13 protein-coding genes are annotated in these 15,946 nt (G+C 63.0%); 7 read left to right on the forward strand and 6 right to left on the reverse strand.

Annotation, left to right across the window (positions count from 1 at the left end; translation table 11 throughout):
• Positions 1–43: 43 nt before the first annotated feature.
• On the reverse strand, positions 44–703 hold the full coding sequence (locus XH88_RS30550; RefSeq protein WP_271671933.1) for a DedA family protein: 660 nt from the start codon (positions 701–703) through the stop codon (positions 44–46).
• Between the two features lie 296 nt (positions 704–999).
• On the opposite strand from XH88_RS30550, the gene cobS reads away from it, so the two are divergent.
• The 6 genes from cobS (at position 1,000) to XH88_RS30580 (ending at position 7,852) form a co-directional block, all read left to right on the forward strand.
• Positions 1,000–1,998: a cobaltochelatase subunit CobS gene (gene cobS, locus XH88_RS30555; protein ID WP_209968106.1), complete on the forward strand. Its 999-nt coding sequence runs from the start codon at positions 1,000–1,002 to the stop codon at positions 1,996–1,998.
• 65 nt (positions 1,999–2,063) lie between these two features.
• Positions 2,064–3,968 carry a cobaltochelatase subunit CobT gene (cobT, locus tag XH88_RS30560; RefSeq protein ID WP_271671934.1) on the forward strand — a complete coding sequence of 635 codons (1,905 nt, stop codon included), beginning with the start codon at positions 2,064–2,066 and terminating at the stop codon, positions 3,966–3,968.
• Complete coding sequence (locus XH88_RS30565) at positions 3,965–5,035, forward strand: esterase-like activity of phytase family protein (protein ID WP_271671935.1); 1,071 nt, start codon at positions 3,965–3,967, stop codon at positions 5,033–5,035. The genes cobT and XH88_RS30565 overlap by 4 nt, the downstream gene beginning before the upstream one ends.
• Before the next feature lie 173 nt (positions 5,036–5,208).
• Positions 5,209–5,901 (forward strand): hypothetical protein, encoded by a 693-nt coding sequence (locus XH88_RS30570; RefSeq protein ID WP_271671936.1) that lies wholly within the window; start codon positions 5,209–5,211, stop codon positions 5,899–5,901.
• A 141-nt stretch (positions 5,902–6,042) separates the two neighbouring features.
• The gene (locus tag XH88_RS30575) at positions 6,043–7,155 is read left to right on the forward strand and encodes an NADH:flavin oxidoreductase/NADH oxidase (RefSeq protein WP_271671937.1); all 1,113 of its coding nucleotides are present in this window, start codon (positions 6,043–6,045) and stop codon (positions 7,153–7,155) included.
• A 286-nt stretch (positions 7,156–7,441) separates the two neighbouring features.
• Entirely contained in the window at positions 7,442–7,852 is a 411-nt protein-coding gene (locus tag XH88_RS30580; RefSeq protein WP_271671938.1) for a hypothetical protein, read from the forward strand.
• Between the two features lie 250 nt (positions 7,853–8,102).
• Here the strand turns inward: XH88_RS30580 and XH88_RS30585 are convergent, their stop codons facing one another.
• From XH88_RS30585 to rpmB, 5 genes are all read right to left on the reverse strand, one after another.
• Positions 8,103–8,354 (reverse strand): PilZ domain-containing protein, encoded by a 252-nt coding sequence (locus tag XH88_RS30585; RefSeq protein WP_271671939.1) that lies wholly within the window; start codon positions 8,352–8,354, stop codon positions 8,103–8,105.
• 450 nt (positions 8,355–8,804) lie between these two features.
• Positions 8,805–10,139 carry a T6SS phospholipase effector Tle1-like catalytic domain-containing protein gene (locus XH88_RS30590; protein ID WP_271671940.1) on the reverse strand — a complete coding sequence of 445 codons (1,335 nt, stop codon included), beginning with the start codon at positions 10,137–10,139 and terminating at the stop codon, positions 8,805–8,807.
• Between the two features lie 72 nt (positions 10,140–10,211).
• Entirely contained in the window at positions 10,212–12,500 is a 2,289-nt protein-coding gene (locus XH88_RS30595; protein ID WP_271671941.1) for a S8 family peptidase, read from the reverse strand.
• A gap of 145 nt (positions 12,501–12,645) precedes the next feature.
• A complete protein-coding gene (locus XH88_RS30600) occupies positions 12,646–13,653 on the reverse strand; it encodes an AAA family ATPase (protein ID WP_271671942.1) in 1,008 nt (335 codons plus the stop codon).
• A 284-nt stretch (positions 13,654–13,937) separates the two neighbouring features.
• Positions 13,938–14,243, reverse strand: a complete 306-nt coding sequence (gene rpmB, locus XH88_RS30605; RefSeq protein ID WP_271671943.1) for a 50S ribosomal protein L28 — start codon at positions 14,241–14,243, stop codon at positions 13,938–13,940.
• Positions 14,244–14,818: 575 nt separating this feature from the next.
• Here rpmB and XH88_RS30610 point away from each other — a divergent pair.
• Positions 14,819–15,628: a DUF3108 domain-containing protein gene (locus XH88_RS30610; protein ID WP_271671967.1), complete on the forward strand. Its 810-nt coding sequence runs from the start codon at positions 14,819–14,821 to the stop codon at positions 15,626–15,628.
• The last annotated feature ends 318 nt before the right edge of the window (positions 15,629–15,946 follow it).

Raw genomic sequence — 15,946 nt, forward strand, 5'->3', positions numbered from 1 at the left:
TCGCGGGCGCCTCAGGACGGCGGGATGATTCGATGCACCTGATCTAGGCTGACGGCTTCGCCGCCGCGATCACGCCGTTCTGCTTGCGGCGGTAGAACCAGATCGCGAGGCCGCCGATGATGGCCACCGCCACCACGGTCAAAATCCAGATGTGCTTGAACGGATGCCCATGATGCGGCAGGCCGAAATACTGGTGGAAGGCCGACACCGCCAGCACGCCCGGCAGCACATGGGCCGGCGCCCAGACCAGGATCGCCGGCACGTTGACGGCGTAGAATTTCGCCGGCGCCATCCCCAGCGCGCCGGCGGTCACAGGCACGAAGGCGCGGATCGGCGGCACGAAGCGGGCGAAGAACACGGCCCATGTGCCGAAGCGATGGAAGAAGCTCTCGCTCTCCTCGACCACGCGCGGATATCTGGTCAGCGGCCAGGTATTGAGGATCTTGCGCTGCTGCCGGTGCCCGAGCCAGTAGGCCGAGCCGTCGCCCAGCACGGCGCCGATGGCGGCCGCCAGCAGCACCCATTGCAGCCTCAGATCCCCGCCGGGAACCAGCGCGCTCAGCGCCAGGATGATGGTCGAGCCAGGGATCACCGACCCCGCCACCGGGACCGCCTCGAGCAGGGCCGCCAGGAACAGGGTCAGATAGGCCAGCCACGCATGGACTGAAACGAAGGAGATCAGGGGATCAAGAAAGGAGGTCACGAGGTCTCTGTAGCGGGCTGGGGCATTCGGGTTCAGACCCTACATAAGTAACGTCAGGCGCTGAAAGTGCCATTCGCCTGGGCAGGACGGCTCTCCGGGGCGAAATTTGGGCGAGATTTGCAGGGCAGCCTTCCCAAAATCGCGTTCCTTGCCTATCTAAATGAAAAGACAACGGAACTTTGATTGGGGCGCGGGCTTCTGCCGGCACGTTGTCTCTGATAGGTTCGCACCCGCACCCAGCCGCAGCCAACGTGCAAATAACTGGTCTCGGGATCGCCCGGGACCTCGGAGGATTGATGACGACCGCCGCGATGTCCAAAGTTGAGGAAGTTTCCGGTTTGCCCGACATGAAGGTGTCGGTGCGCCAGGTGTTCGGGATCGACAGCGATCTCGAGGTGCCGGCCTATTCCGAAGTCGATCCTCACGTTCCTGAAGTCGATTCCGACTACCGCTTCGACCGCGCCACCACGCTCGCCATTCTCGCCGGCTTCGCCAAGAACCGCCGCGTCATGGTGACCGGCTATCACGGCACCGGCAAATCCACCCATATCGAGCAGGTCGCCGCCCGCCTGAACTGGCCCTGCGTGCGCGTCAACCTCGACAGCCACATCAGCCGTATCGACCTCGTCGGCAAGGATTCCATCGTGGTCCGCGACGGCAAGCAGGTCACCGAATTCCGCGATGGCATCCTGCCCTGGGCGCTCCAGCACAACGTCGCGCTGGTGTTCGACGAATACGACGCCGGCCGCCCGGACGTGATGTTCGTGATCCAGCGCGTGCTGGAGGTCTCCGGCCGCCTGACGCTGCTCGACCAGAACAAGGTGATCAAGCCGCATCCGGCGTTCCGCCTGTTTGCGACCGCCAACACGGTCGGTCTCGGCGATACCTCGGGCCTCTATCACGGCACCCAGCAGATCAACCAGGGCCAGATGGACCGCTGGTCGATCGTCACCACGCTCAACTATCTCAGCCATGACGAGGAAGTTGAGATCGTGCTGGCCAAGGCCAAGCACTATCGCACCCAGGAAGGCCGCGACATCGTCAACAAGATGGTGCGTCTTGCCGATCTCACCCGCAACGCCTTCGCCAATGGCGATCTGTCGACGGTGATGAGCCCGCGCACGGTGATCACCTGGGCGGAGAACTCCGACATCTTCGGCGATATCGGCTTCGCCTTCCGCGTCACCTTCCTCAACAAGTGCGACGAACTCGAGCGTCCCCTGGTCGCCGAGTTCTACCAGCGCTGCTTCAACGCGGAGCTGCCGGAATCGGCAGTCAACGTGGCGCTCAGCTAAAGTTCGAGATGTCGTCCCGCCCCCGTGCGCAATTGCGCACTAGGCCGGGACGACGGTGAGATCAGATGAGCACCACCTCCAACTCCAAATTCCGCAACACCAAGGAAGCCCCGACCGAGCCGTTCAAGCGCTCGGTCGCCTCCTGCCTGAAGGCGATCGCCAAGACGCCCGAGCTCGACGTCTCGTTCGCGGCGGAGCGTCCGGGCCTCGCGCCGGGCAAGGCGCGGCTGCCCGAGCCCGCGCGCAAGATGACCAAGCGCGATGCGGCGATCGTGCGCGGCCATGCCGATTCCATCGCGCTCAAGCTCGCCTGTCACGATCCCAAGGTGCACCGCAAGCTGATGCCGGGCAATCCGCAGGCGCGCGGCGTGTTCGAGGCGGTGGAGCAGGCGAGGGTCGAGGCGATCGGCGCGCGCCGCATGGCGGGCGTTGCCAAGAACCTCACCGCGATGCTCGACGACCATTTCCATCGCGGCAAGTTCGACGAGATCACCGACCGCGCCGACGCGCCGCTGGCCGATGCCCTGGCGATGCTGGTGCGCGAGCGCCTCACGGGCCTCGCCCCGCCCGCGGCTGCCAAGAAGATGGTCGATCTCTGGCGCCCGATCCTCGAAGACAAGATCGGCAAGCGGCTCGACCGGCTCGACGGCGTGGTCGAGGACCAGACCAGGTTCGGCGATGCCGTGCATGACCTCCTGACCGCGCTGGAGCTCGGTGACGAGCGCAGCGCCGACAGCGAGGACAATGAAGACAACGACGAGAACCAGGACGGCGACAACGATCAGTCCGGCGCCGAGGGCTCGCCCGATTCCGACGCCGCGCAGGAGATGAGCGCCGACCAGGCGCAGGCCTCATCCGAGGAGATGAGCGAGAGCGCGATGGAAAGCGCGCAGGCCTCGACCTCGGACACCTTCGATGACGGCGAGCTCGGCGACGACGAGACGCCGGGCGAGGCGACGCGTCCGAACCAGCACGGCAAGAACGAGCCGCGCGGGCCGGAATACCACGCCTTCGCGCCCAAATTCGACGAGGTCATCGCCGCCGAGGATCTCTGCGACCATGACGAGCTGGAGCGCCTGCGCGCCTATCTCGACAAGCAGCTCGCGCATCTGCAGGGCATCGTCGCCCGCCTCGCCAACCGCCTGCAGCGCCGGCTGATGGCGCAGCAGAACCGCGCCTGGGAGTTCGACCTCGAAGAGGGCATCCTCGATCCCGCGCGCCTGTCGCGCGTGGTCACCGATCCCTATCACCCGCTCTCCTTCATGCACGAGAAGGAGGCGACCTTCCGCGACACCGTGGTGACGCTGCTGCTCGACAATTCCGGCTCGATGCGGGGTCGGCCGATCACGGTCGCCGCCACCTGCGCCGACATCCTCGCACGCACGCTGGAGCGTTGCGGCGTCAAGGTCGAGATCCTGGGCTTCACCACGCGCGCCTGGAAGGGCGGGCAATCGCGCGAGGCGTGGCTGGCCGCCGGCAAGCCGGCCAATCCCGGCCGCCTCAACGATCTCCGCCACATCATCTACAAATCCGCCGACGCCCCCTGGCGTCGTGCGCGGAAAAATCTCGGCCTGATGATGCGCGAGGGGTTGCTGAAGGAGAACATCGACGGCGAGGCGCTCGACTGGGCGCACAAGCGCCTGCTCGGCCGCCCCGAGCAGCGCAAGATCCTGATGATGATCTCTGACGGCGCCCCGGTCGACGATTCCACGCTGTCGGTCAATCCCGGCAATTATCTCGAGCGGCATCTGCGCCACATCATCGAGGAGATCGAGACCCGCTCGCCGGTCGAGCTGATCGCGATCGGCATCGGCCATGACGTGACGCGCTACTATCGCCGCGCGGTGACGATCGTCGATGCCGAGGAGCTCGGCGGCGCCATCACCGAGAAGCTCGCCGAACTGTTCAGCGAGACCAACACGGCGCCCACACAGCCGGCCAGTCGCCCGCGACGCAAATTGCATTCGTGAGCACCCATCAATCCCGCCGCAGCTTCATCGGCCACGCGGCGGCGGGATTTTCCACTCTCGCTCTGTCTCGCCATGCGCACGCGCAGGCCGCGCCAGGTCAGGCGCTGCCCGAGCATGCCGTCACCGCGCCCGTCGGCATCGAGGTCAACGCGCGGCAAATTCCGTTCTTCGAGCCGCGCGACCGCGCCCGCGTGCGCTTCGGCGCCCTGCAATATCGCAGCGGCCTCGTCCTGACCTCGCCGCATCGCGGTTTCGGCGGCCTGTCCGGCTTCCGCTTTCTCGACACGACGGGCGAACGCTTCCTCGCGCTGTCTGATCAAGGCAGCTGGTTCACCGGCCGCATCCGCTACGCGGGCGGCAAGATGACCGGGCTCGACGATGTCGAGGCCGCGCCGATGCTGAACAGCGAGGGACGGCCGATCACGGAGAAGCGACTCTGGTACGACACCGAGTCGCTCGCGCGCGACGGCTCGACTGTCTATGTCGGGCTCGAGCGCGTCAACCAGATCATGCGCTTCGATTTCGCACGCGGCGGCACCAGCGCCCGCGGCGAGGTGCTGCCGACGCCGTCAGCCTTGCGCAAGCTGCCCTATAACAAGGGGCTCGAGGCGCTGGTGTTCGTGCCCCGGGACATGAAGGGCCAGCCGCTCGCGGGCACGCTGATCGCGATGTCGGAAGGCGGCTTTGATGCCGACGGCAATCTGATCGGCTTTTTGATCGGCGGCCCCTCGCCGGGCCAGTTCAGCGTCAGGCGCACGGACAAGCAGTTCATCAGCGATGCCGTGCTGCTGCCGGCGGGTGAGCTCCTGATCCTCGAACGCAAATTCTCCTGGTTCACCGGCATCAATATCCGCATCCGGTCGATCCCGCTGAGATCGATCGCGCCGGGCGCAGTGGTCGATGGGCCCGTGCTGTTCGAGGCCGATCTCGGCCACGAGGTCGACAACATGGAAGGCATCGACGCCCACGTCACGGCCGAGGGCGAGACCGTGCTGACGCTGGTCTCGGACGACAATTTCTCGATGCTCCAACGTACGCTGCTGCTGCAGTTCACGCTTGCAGACTGATGTGTCCCGGACGCGGCGCGGCATGAAATGACGCGACGCTGAGCCGGACCCAGGGTCGCGCGCGCCGTTTCGCTTGGGCCCCCGGCTCAGCAGCGCATCGCCAAGGAGGCGCTGCGCTGCGTCCGGGGCACGACGTCGTTGAACGCACCCGCAGTCCCTTGCGACACATCATCATGCTGCTCCGCCGCGCCATTCTCGCGCTTGCCATCACGCTGTCCGCCCTCTCGCAGGCGCACGCCACGGCCGAGCACACCTATGAGAAGGGCGAGTACGGCATCGTCGCCGGCGGCTGGGCGCCGAACAAGCACCTCGCCATCGCCGTCCATGGCGAGGGCGAGGGCGCACATGACAAATTCCACGCCTATCTGATGGCGGAGCCCAGCCATGTCAGGCTGGACGTGCTCGATGACATCAGCCACGAGAACAATCTCGATACCGCGCCCGACGCCTATTACGCGAGCTGGTCGCCCGACTCGCATTACGTCGCGATCGCCTTCCGCACCGAGCGTCACATCATGACGCTGAACATCTATGCGATCGAGGGCATCCACGCGCGGCTGCTCGCGACGCCCGACCTGTTTCGCAAGGCGGCCGGCCGCACCGTCGTCGTCAAGACCGACGGCGACATGCGCACCTATGTCCCCAGCGTGACCTGGCGGGGGCCGCGCAGCTACGAGCTGAACGACTACCGTCTGTTCGTGGAGAAGGACAGGACGCTGGCCGACAAGCTCGACGATCTCGGCCACCTGAGCAAGATGGACGACGGCCGCTATACAATCGAGTTCTCCGCCCACGCCATCATCACGCTCGACCGCAGGAACCGCAACCATATCGGCCGGTTGCGGCGCGGGGGTTTCGAGCTGTAGCGGCCGTTCCCGGCCTGCGATCAAATGACGGGCGCAATGCATCCGCGACGCGGTGCCATGCTCCGTGCGCACCTCGCAATTCGCGCTTGCCCCACTAAACTTCATGCAATCGCTTCCATCCCTCCCGTCCGGATTTCCTGCATGAGCGTCCTGTTTTCCCCGATCAAGCTGCGCGGCCTCACCCTGAAGAACCGCGTGGTGGTGTCGCCGATGTGCCAGTATTCGGCCGAGGACGGCGTTCCCACCGACTGGCACTTCACCCACATCAACAATCTGGCGCTGTCGGGCGCCGCGATGTTCTGCATCGAGGCGACCCATGTCGAGGCGATCGGCCGCATCACGGCGGGCTGCCTCGGCCTCTACAGCGATGCCTCCGAAGCCGCGCTGAAGCAGATCCTCGCCTCGGTGCGCAAGCATTCCTCCACGGCGATCGCGATGCAGCTCGCCCATGCCGGCCGCAAGGCCTCGAGCGCGCGGCCCTGGGACGGCGGCCAGCTCATCCCGCCGGGCGCAGGCGGCTGGCAGGCCGTGGCGCCCTCGGCGATCCCGCACAAGGAAGGCGAGGCCGCGCCAACAGCGCTCGATGCCGCCGGCTTGAAACGCATCCGCGAGGCTTTTGTTGACGCTGCGAAGCGCGCGGAGCGCATCGGCATCGATGCGATCGAGCTGCACGGCGCGCACGGCTATCTCCTGCATCAATTCCTGTCGCCGATCTCCAACAAGCGCACCGACGAATATGGCGGCAGCCTGCACAACCGCATGCGCTTTCCGCTCGAAGTGTACGACGCGGTGCGCGCGGTGTTCCCGCACGACAAGCCGGTCGGCATGCGCGTGTCGTCGACCGATTGGGTCGAAGGCGGCTGGGACCTGGCGCAGACCATCGAATTCGCGAGCGCCTTGAAGGCGCGCGGCATCGACTGGATCGATGCCTCCTCCGGTGGCGTCTCGCCGCTGCAGAAGATCGCGCTCGGCCCCGGCTATCAGGTGCAGTTCGCCGAGGCCATCAAGCGCGAGACCGGTCTGCCGACCATGGCGGTCGGCCTGATCACCGAGCCGAAGCAGGCGGAGGAGATCGTCGCCTCAGGGAAGGCCGACATGGTCGCGCTCGCCCGCGGCATGCTCTACGACCCCCGTTGGGGCTGGCACGCCGCCGCCGAACTCGGCGGCGAAGTCGAGGCCCCGCCGCAATACTGGCGCTCGCAGCCCTCCACGCAGAAGGCGCTGTTCGGCAAGACGACGTTCGGGGCGAGGTGAGGAGACAGGCGTGAGGCTGCACGTGTGATGCGAGTGTGGTGCGGTGCCCGTCCCACAAACTCGTCATTGTGAGCGCAGCGAAGCAATCCAGGCTGCCCACCGCGGAAGACTCTGGATTGCTTCGCTGCGCTCGCATGACGGCGGGGAAACGACACGCTCGGGGCGCGTCCGGCGACATCGGGGGCAACAACCGCCCCCACCTCCCCCCTCCGTATCTCTCCCAAGCTTCCACTCTCCGCAAAACCGGCCTAACCTCGTCGCAGCTCAACGCCAGCCGAGGTGCGCCATGCGTTATCCCGTCCGCAAAGCTGCCCACATCTTCGAGCGCGTCGGTCTCGCGGTGGCGGGCGCGGCGTGCGGACTGTTCGTCGGCGCCGACGTCGGCTCGGCGATTCCCCAGCTCACCACGCAAGGCTTTCTGCTGCTGATGATGCTGCTCGGCGGCATCGGCTTCTATCTCGGCATCGACACGCCGCAGATGCCGTTCGACGACGCGCACAGCCATATCGACGCCGCGGAGTTCCTGAGCTCCGCCGGCACCCTGTTCGCCACCGTCATCGCGTTCGTCTCGGTCGCCGTCATCGTGCTGCGGCTCGAGCCGCATATCGGCTGGACCTGGTTCACCCTGTCCGTGTGGATCGCCGGCGTCGCCATGCAGATCATCGCGGGCGCGAAGGCCCGGATGCGCAAGGCGTAGGATTGTAGTTGTTGAGTACGGTCGTGCCGCAAGCACAACTGCGTTCCCGCCCCCCTTGTGGGATAGGGCTAGGGAGAGGGGTACCACACGACGTGCGCTCTCCTATCAAGCGAGATTCCGTTGCCGCCAATCGGCACCATTTGCTGGGCACCCCTCTCCCCAACCCCCAAGGGGGGAGGGAGCCGAGCGGAGCGCTGGGGCTACGTCTCTCGGCTCACGATGATGAAAGTTCGTCCCGCGACCGCACCCCTCAAAACACCACGCCCACCCGCGTGCCGCGCTTCCAGGCGATGCGGCAGCGTTTCTTGGTGTTGACGTGCAAGAGCTCGAAGCGATCGGGGATCTTCACCTGCCCGCCGAGATCGACGCAGGCCCCGCCGGGCGAGTAGTCGATCAGCGTGCAGGGGATGACAGGCGCGCGCGGGTCGGTGATGATCTTGGCCTGGCGGGACACCAGGCCCGATGGTTTCACGCGGGCAAACTTTCGCGGATACTGCGGCACGTCTCCTCCACTCCGCTGGTCTTTCCTCGCGGTCGGATTCCCATCCTGGACACGAAGGTGATGCGATCACGCTAAAGCGGGCTGGAGAATTTTAATGAAAAGTAGCGGCGGGTGGAGAAAGCGGCGGTAACGGGGTGGGGGTGCGCAATTGCGTACCAGGCCAGGACGACGCTGGTCGTGTGGCGCGAGCCTGCCGCCTCACTCTCCGTCATTGCGAGGAGCCCTTGCGACGAAGCAATCCAGAATCCCTCCGCGGAAAGACTCTGGATTGCTTCGCTGCGCTCGCAATGACGCGTGGAGAGATCACCGCTCCGCCCGCCGCCTCACTCTCCGTCATTGCGAGGAGCCCTTGCGACGAGGCAATCCAGAATCCCTCCGCGGAAAGACTCGGGATTGCTTCGCTGCGCTCGCAATGACGCGTGGAGAGATCACCGCTCCGCACACCACCCCTCACGCTCCCTCCATCACCCCGTCCCGCTCCCCGTCCGCCAAATCCACCACCGGCGGCACCGGCATCGGCACCGTCACGTACTCCTTCGGCATGTTCACCGGCCGGTATGTCGCGTCCACCGCCATCCGCTTCAACACGCTCTCATGCACATGCGCGCCTTCGGGGATGACGCGCGGCTCGCAATCGGGGATGTACCAGCCCCAAAACACCTTCCGCTCAGGCCACTCCTTGTACGTCGCGCGCTTCGGCACATATTCCAGCACGCGCCAGGCCGCGCTCATCGAATCGTGCAAGCCGCCCGCCTTGCCGGTGTAGGCAGGCTCGACATATTTGAACGGCGAGTTCTTGCGCTGGACGCCCCAGGCGAGCTGCTTCACGGTCGCCGGGTTGAAGTGCAGGCCAGCCTTCGTCGCCTCCTCGATCATCCAGATCAGCGGATATTTCGACTCGCCGCTCTCGGTCTCCGGATAGCCGCCGCCGACGTCGCAATGCACGCCGGCGAACCACACCTGCAGGATGTCCTGCGGCACCTTCTTCTCATCTCGCACATAGCGGTTGCTCCAATACTCCTGCGGCTCCTCATACTCTTTCAGGCGGAACATGCAGCGCCGCTCGTCGATCGCGATCGCCTGGCGGAAGATGTTGACGCTCGGATTGCGCAGCGTGAAGGCGAGCTCCTCCAGGCTGAACACCAGGACAAACACGTCGCGCCGCGGCACGATCACGCTCGCCACACTGTCCCAGACGCCGATGAAGTGGATGGTCGGCCAGCGCGTCGAGGTGATGCGCGCGAACTGCGCGGCGAGGTCGAATGCGTCCTTCGGCAGCGGCCCCTGGTCGTCGACGACGACGTCCTTGATGTCCTCGATGTCGTTGCCGCGCCCGGTGCCGGAATATTGCTTGTAGGCGATGAGGCCCGAGCCTGCGAGGTTCGCCTGCTCCGGCGAGATCAGGCCGACCTTGTGGATCAGCCCCGCCAGCACGCGCACCGTGTAGGCCCCGCGCGAGAAGCCGAACAGGTAGATCTTGTCGCCGGGCGCATAATGCTCGACCAGGAAGCAATAGGCCGCCAGCACGTTGTCATCGAGCCCGTAGCCGGTGGCGAGCCCCAGCACCGTCTTGATGTTGGCCTTCCACCTGTTCCAGGTCGACGGCTCCGTCACCGTGCCGACCCCGGGATCGTAAAACACCATCTGCCGCGGCTGCGTCTTCTCGGTCTTGCGCAGGCAGCGATAGAGCTTCAGGACGTTGGAGATGTTCTCCGAAATCTCGTTGCCGGTGCCGTCACAGCAGATGACGAGGTTTTTGCCGGCGGGGTTGGCCGAATGCTCCATGGGATGCGCCTCCGGGTGATGCTACCGGGGCGAGTATAGCGGAAAATGAATCCGCTCGGCGGAAATCATTTGCTAAGCTTGTGCGCGGACCGGAATCCTCGGTCGTACTTGGACGCTCGTAAGAACCTCCTCATATATCTGATCTTCCCCGGGCATTTCGATCGTGATCACGAGACCAAATGGGATCGGCTCGTCTATAGGCGTCCCTTGATCTCGCTCCCTCTGAATCTGAATCGGAATTGTCGCGCCGCTTTCAGCTTCGCCGATCTGCGAGCTCGTCCATCTTCGATGAACAACAGTTCCACTTTCGGACTGGCTATTAGAAGGCTGATCTGATGTCGTACCTACACCGGTCATTTGCAGAGAGCTTCGTTCGAGCGCGTCGATCTTGAGTCTTACGGCCCGATAAGCCAGATGCCCAGGCCGGGTAGGTGTAAACCAAGCAAGCGTAGCGCGTATTTCTCTCACAGAAGCTGAGGTTGTAAGTGATTGAGGGACGCTCAGATCGAAGATCAAGGAATCCTCTGGCCCCAAAGTTCCGGTCGCCCACAACGTCGCTCGGTCGTTCGCGCACGCAACAACATTGTCAGGGTCGACGAATCCGAAGCCCAAGTAACGACTGACCTCTCGCCGCCAATGTTCATGATGAAGCTTCATTGTCGGATCGACAATGCTGCGAACAAAAATTTCGCTGCCGCGCCAAGATGCGGAATGAACCAGGAATGATTTAAGGAGAACCGCCCGCTCCGCCAACGGCATCGTTTCGATAATTTGAGGGTACGCCTGTTCAAGGGCATCAAATATTCGATGCCCTGAGTGCGTAGCTAAGGCCGCAGCCGCGCTTGTACCTATCGTGAAGTGCGTTCCAAGCGCTCCATTTTGTGAGGGTGCTGCTACTTTAAGTCCCCAATATCGGCTGGGGTAAGGATGTGGAGCCAGATCTACGGGCGAAGACGCAGGCCCAATCCTAACCCTTTCTCGTCCACCGGCGAACAAGGTCTCAGGTTTAATGGCGCGTCGCAACCCTGGGCCGAGCCTAGAGGAAAAGTTTGGCATCTCTACACCGGTGAATGGCGGAAAGGGTGTAGTGCCCCTGAAGAGCTCTTGTGAAGCATCGCGATGCCAAGCTCCGATCGTCAGAGAATTGATGCTTTCGGCTGGCGCAAGTACTCGGCGGTCAGCCTTTACTGCGTCTATGCCGGCTAGAGTAGCCCGGATTTGTGCATCAAGCGGAGCCGCGGTGAAGGTTGCTTCATTAGGAAAGTCGTTGAGAACGATAGCCTGTCCTGAATTTCCTGCGCTAACGATGAAAAGTAGGCCGTACGTGTAGGACAAATAGTCGAGCGCACGAGCCCATGTAGATATCTTACCGGAAAAGGGCTTCGTTGCGTCGCCAAGGGATAAATTTACAACGATTACTTCTGCCCCATCAGTGCTTCTCATGCGCATGACGGCTTCGAAGACTACATCGACTACAAGCCTATCTTCGTCAAACTTTTCTGCGCCAAATGCTGGCGCATACATAACGGGCCTAAAATAGACTTGACGGCTCAGCGGCGAGGGGCCGTCGTTTAGATCGCCGTGAACAACTAATGAGGCCATTGCCGTCCCGTGCACGCGCTGCCCTACCGCGCGTGCCTCAAGATCGTCCGGGTCGTCAGTTTTTAGCCAGTTAGTAAGCAATGGGTGAGCTTGAACCGGAACAGCATCAAATACGGCTGCTATCGGTTGCTCTCGAGTAGGTGCTGGAATCGCGATCCCTGCTGCGATCATCTCGTCCGCGACATCGATGCCTGTCCCAATGCTCTGGGGAGTGATGGCGGCAACAGGGTCTGCGCCCGCGAGCGACGTCGGATCGAGCGCGGCTATACGGCGTATTTCAGTTGCGGGCACTTCGGCCAACAGGGCGTGGTATGCAAACTCTGGTCGATAGGTCTCGTGGACTACCAGTCCGCCGATCGTCTCGATGAGTTGACGAGCATCATGCTCAGTCGATTGCGACGACTCGACCGAATTTCTGAAGACCAGCTCGATCTCTAATCTGAAGAACTCGGTGTCTGGTGCTTCATCTGCCAGATCATGGAAATATACCCGATTTGCATGCGAGACGCGGTCACTGGGTCCCCAAGGACGGACGGCGCGAAGCTGTGAAAACAGGTCTCTCCAAGGTGTGTAGTTTCTGGGGACACGACCTTCGCGTAGCCAAATTTCCCAAAGCGAAACGATCTGCTGTAGCGCCCCTAATTGAGGGACAAGCAAATAAAACTCAGGGTTTGGGTCGAAGTCGTCGGGTTCAAGCTCTTCTTCGCCCGCAAACTCCAATCCATCTATGCGGTGGACCGCTCTTGCAAAATTCTGCACCGAGCCGGTGACCTCGAAGACAAGAAGTCGTTCCGGAGCTAGCGAGTTTGGGTCAGATCGAAGCTGTAGGGCAGCATCAGGTCGATTCAGAATACCCTGGAGTTGGGAGAAGATGGGGCCGTGATTTTGAGCTTGTGCTTGCCGGTCAAAGCGTCTTGACGTGCCCCCTCCGCCGCCTGATCGGCGCTTTGGGACTTCTCTTGGTTTGTTTAGACGTAGAAGTGGCTTCTGAGGGTCGTGAGGCATCTGGCGTTGCAGTAACCCTTGACGTCCATAACTCAACCTGTTCGCGTACAATATCTTTTAGCTCGCGATTCGCGAGCGAAAGTATGTGCTGTCTCCGGACGGTTTGGCAAAAATCCAAAGCTTCGGCAAAGCTGATTTCACCAAGCTTGGTTGCTAGGCTATCCGCCGATGTTCCCGCGCGCTGCGGCCACCCTTCAAACTGGCGGTCTAGGAAGGCAGCGAGAGCCTCGTGAGAAGGCGAGGGCATAGCTAATCGAAGTTCGAAGCGACGCCACACCGCGCGATCCAATAGTTCGGCGTGATTCGTGGCCGCGACGACAACAACGTAGCTAGGCAAGCGGTCGATCTGCATCAGCAAGAAAGAGACGACGCGCTTGATTTCGCCTGTCTCTTGGCTGTCTCCGCGCTCTTTTCCAATCGAGTCGAATTCATCGAAAAATAAAACACAAGGAACGGTCCGGGCATAGTCAAACAGCCGTGCCAAGCGAGTGTTGGTTTCGCCCAAAAAAGATCCAACGAGCGCATCGTATCTAACCGTAAAGAACGGAACTGCTAGAGCTTCCGCAACAGCTTCAGCGATTGAAGTTTTGCCGTTACCGGGAGGACCTGAGAGCAAGATGCGATGCCGTGGCTGCATGCCGTGAGCTCGTAGCAAGTCAGCTCGATGTTGTTCTTCGATAAGCTGCTTCACTTGCTGAGCAACGGGAAGAGGTAGGATCAACTCTTCCAGACGTTTTCGTGGGATAATTTCTATAATGCTGTCTTTGCCGGCCTGAGCACCGTTCGGTGCGACGTTTGCAGGTGGGGTCACCGTGACGGCGGACAGCGCTCTTTGCAGGCGGTCGGCTAGTACGTGATGGTTCTTCCCTCGTTCTTCTGCAACTGCGGCTTCTACGGATGAACGCAAGGCGGCCCGGTCACCGGTAGCGCCGGCGCGAACTATTGATAGAAGAAGGTCACTTCGTGCCACCGAAAAGCCCTAGCGAAGCAGTTGGCAGCAAAGCTAACACGAGCCGAGGCTCTTACATATAGCCGTGAGAGTGGTCTCATAATTTGGGCTGGCAATGATGTTGCTTCATCCCGCCACAAACAAAAACGGCCGGATCTTCCGATCCGGCCGCTACACAAACTTGACTCGGGCTTAAGCCTACGCCACGCGACGCAACCTAGCCCCCGCCCAACTCTGAAACCTCAGCTCGCCTTCTTGACCGGCGCGTCGCCGACCTTCTTCTCGATGGCGCGCTTCAGCTCGACGGCGCGGGGCGACAGGGTGTCGGCCTTGGCCTTGAGCAGGTAGGCATCTAAGCCGCCATTGTGGTCGACGCTCTTCACCGCGTTGGTGGAGACGCGCAGGCGCACGTTGCGGCCCAGCGCTTCCGAGATGAAGGTGACGTTGACCAGGTTCGGCAGGAAGCGGCGCTTGGTCTTGATGTTGGAGTGGCTGACCTTGTGGCCGACGAGGGGGCCCTTGGCCGTCAGTTCGCAGCGGCGAGACATGGCAAAAATCCTTATCCTGTCCCCCAAGTCTGCGGCGGCCATTCGGGGCGCCACGGGGGAGCAAATTCTCTGTCCTTGCAGGGAGCGGGCGGACGTATAGGGGGAGTGGGCCGGGTAGTCAAGGATTTGGGGCGGGGTTTCGTGGCCCGCGTCATGCCCCCACGAGCGGTGTCATCGCCCGGCCTTGCGCGCAATTGCGCGCTAGGACCGGGCGATCCAGTACTCCGAGCCAGCGCGGCTAGGGTCGTGAAGCCGCGGCGTACTGGATGCCCCGGTCAAGCCGGGGCATGACAGCGCAGGGGGGGCAGCGGAGTTGGTGGGAAGAGGTGTTCAGGTCCGCCGCCCGGAACCTCCGCCAATCACCAAAACGGCAATGTTTAAAACGCCTTACCATCACATAAAGGGCGCAATCGAGGCCGAAGAGTCCGGTGAGTTTCGACCCTTTGCCGCCCCTTTTGCATTGCCTGGCGCAGGAACTGGCTTAAGTAACAAACCACTCGTTTTTCCGATTGGATCGTCCCGTGCCCACGTCTCTCCTCATTCCGCCCCGGCCGCGCGCGGCCGGCCGGCTGGCGCTGGCCGCGTTTGGCGCCCTGGTGCTGGCCTGGGGGGCTGATCCGGCCGCGGCGCAGGGCAAGCTCGAGGCGCAATATGAGGCGACGCTGGCGGGCATTCCGGTCGGCCGCGGCGCCTGGAACATCGATATCCAGGACGAGGTGTTCTCGGCGGCGGCTTCCGGCGGCACCACCGGCCTCCTGAAATCCTTCGCGGGCGGGTCCGGCACCGGCGCCAGCCAGGGGCGCATCGTCAATGGCGCGCTGGTCGCGACCGCCTACCAGGCCTCCACCACCACCTCGAAGAAGACCGAGGAGATCCGCATCATCCTCGACAAGGGGAATGTGAAGGAGTTCGGCATCATTCCGGAACCGCCGGTCGATCCTGATCGCATCGTGGTGACGGACGCGCATCGTCGCGGCGTGTTCGATCCGATGACGGCCTCGCTGGTGCGCGTGCCCGGCAACGGCGATCCGCTGTCGCCGGAGGCCTGCCACGGCGGCGCACCCATCTTCGACGGCCGCATGCGCTACGAGCTCAAGCTCGATTTCAAGCGCATGGAGACGGTGAAAGCCGAGAAGGGGTACAAGGGCCCGGTCGTGGTCTGCGCGCTCTATTTCGTGCCCATCGCCGGCTACATCCCCGACCGCCCGGTGATCAAATATTTGGCCGCCCAGCGCAACATCGAGATCGCGCTCGCGCCGGTCGCCGGCACCCGCATCCTGGTTCCCTTCTGGCTGAAAGTGCCGACGCCGCTGGGGCCTGCGATGCTGGAAGCCACCAGCTTCATCACCACCGCCCAGCCGCCGCGGGTGGCGAAGACGCAGTAGGGCCTTAGCTCTACGGCCTACCGCGCGGGCCGGAAACAGAGCCCAATGAATTCAATGACTTACCTACTGTGCATGGGGTTGTTTTCGCGAAAAGAGGCGAGGGGTTCGCTTTCGGGAATCCATTTGACTCCTCCCCGATTCTGATTCGACTCCGTGCCATCCCCAACTTAACGAAATCCGCCCTCGAAGCGCCGCTTGTGCGACGGCCCGAAACTCCATCTAGTGCACACGCAAAACGAGTCCGCGACATGTTGCGTGAACGGAACGGGACTCCCGCGGGAGTCAGCGATTCGGCCGCGATTCGTTCTAGAGTCGTTC

Origin of the sequence: Bradyrhizobium sp. CCBAU 51627 (assembly GCF_028128765.1) — a bacterium.
Taxonomy (GTDB): domain Bacteria; phylum Pseudomonadota; class Alphaproteobacteria; order Rhizobiales; family Xanthobacteraceae; genus Bradyrhizobium.

What these genes read in the sequence shown, in the direction of transcription:
- XH88_RS30590 (WP_271671940.1), bottom strand. Translation starts at nt 10,139, where the DNA reads ATGGAGCATTCGGCCAACCCCGCCGGCAAAAACCTCGTCATCTGCTGT.
- cobS (WP_209968106.1), top strand. Translation starts at nt 1,000, where the DNA reads ATGACGACCGCCGCGATGTCCAAAGTTGAGGAAGTTTCCGGTTTGCCC.
- rpmB (WP_271671943.1), bottom strand. Translation starts at nt 14,243, where the DNA reads ATGTCTCGCCGCTGCGAACTGACGGCCAAGGGCCCCCTCGTCGGCCAC.
- XH88_RS30575 (WP_271671937.1), top strand. Translation starts at nt 6,043, where the DNA reads ATGAGCGTCCTGTTTTCCCCGATCAAGCTGCGCGGCCTCACCCTGAAG.
- XH88_RS30580 (WP_271671938.1), top strand. Translation starts at nt 7,442, where the DNA reads ATGCGTTATCCCGTCCGCAAAGCTGCCCACATCTTCGAGCGCGTCGGT.
- XH88_RS30570 (WP_271671936.1), top strand. Translation starts at nt 5,209, where the DNA reads ATGCTGCTCCGCCGCGCCATTCTCGCGCTTGCCATCACGCTGTCCGCC.
- cobT (WP_271671934.1), top strand. Translation starts at nt 2,064, where the DNA reads ATGAGCACCACCTCCAACTCCAAATTCCGCAACACCAAGGAAGCCCCG.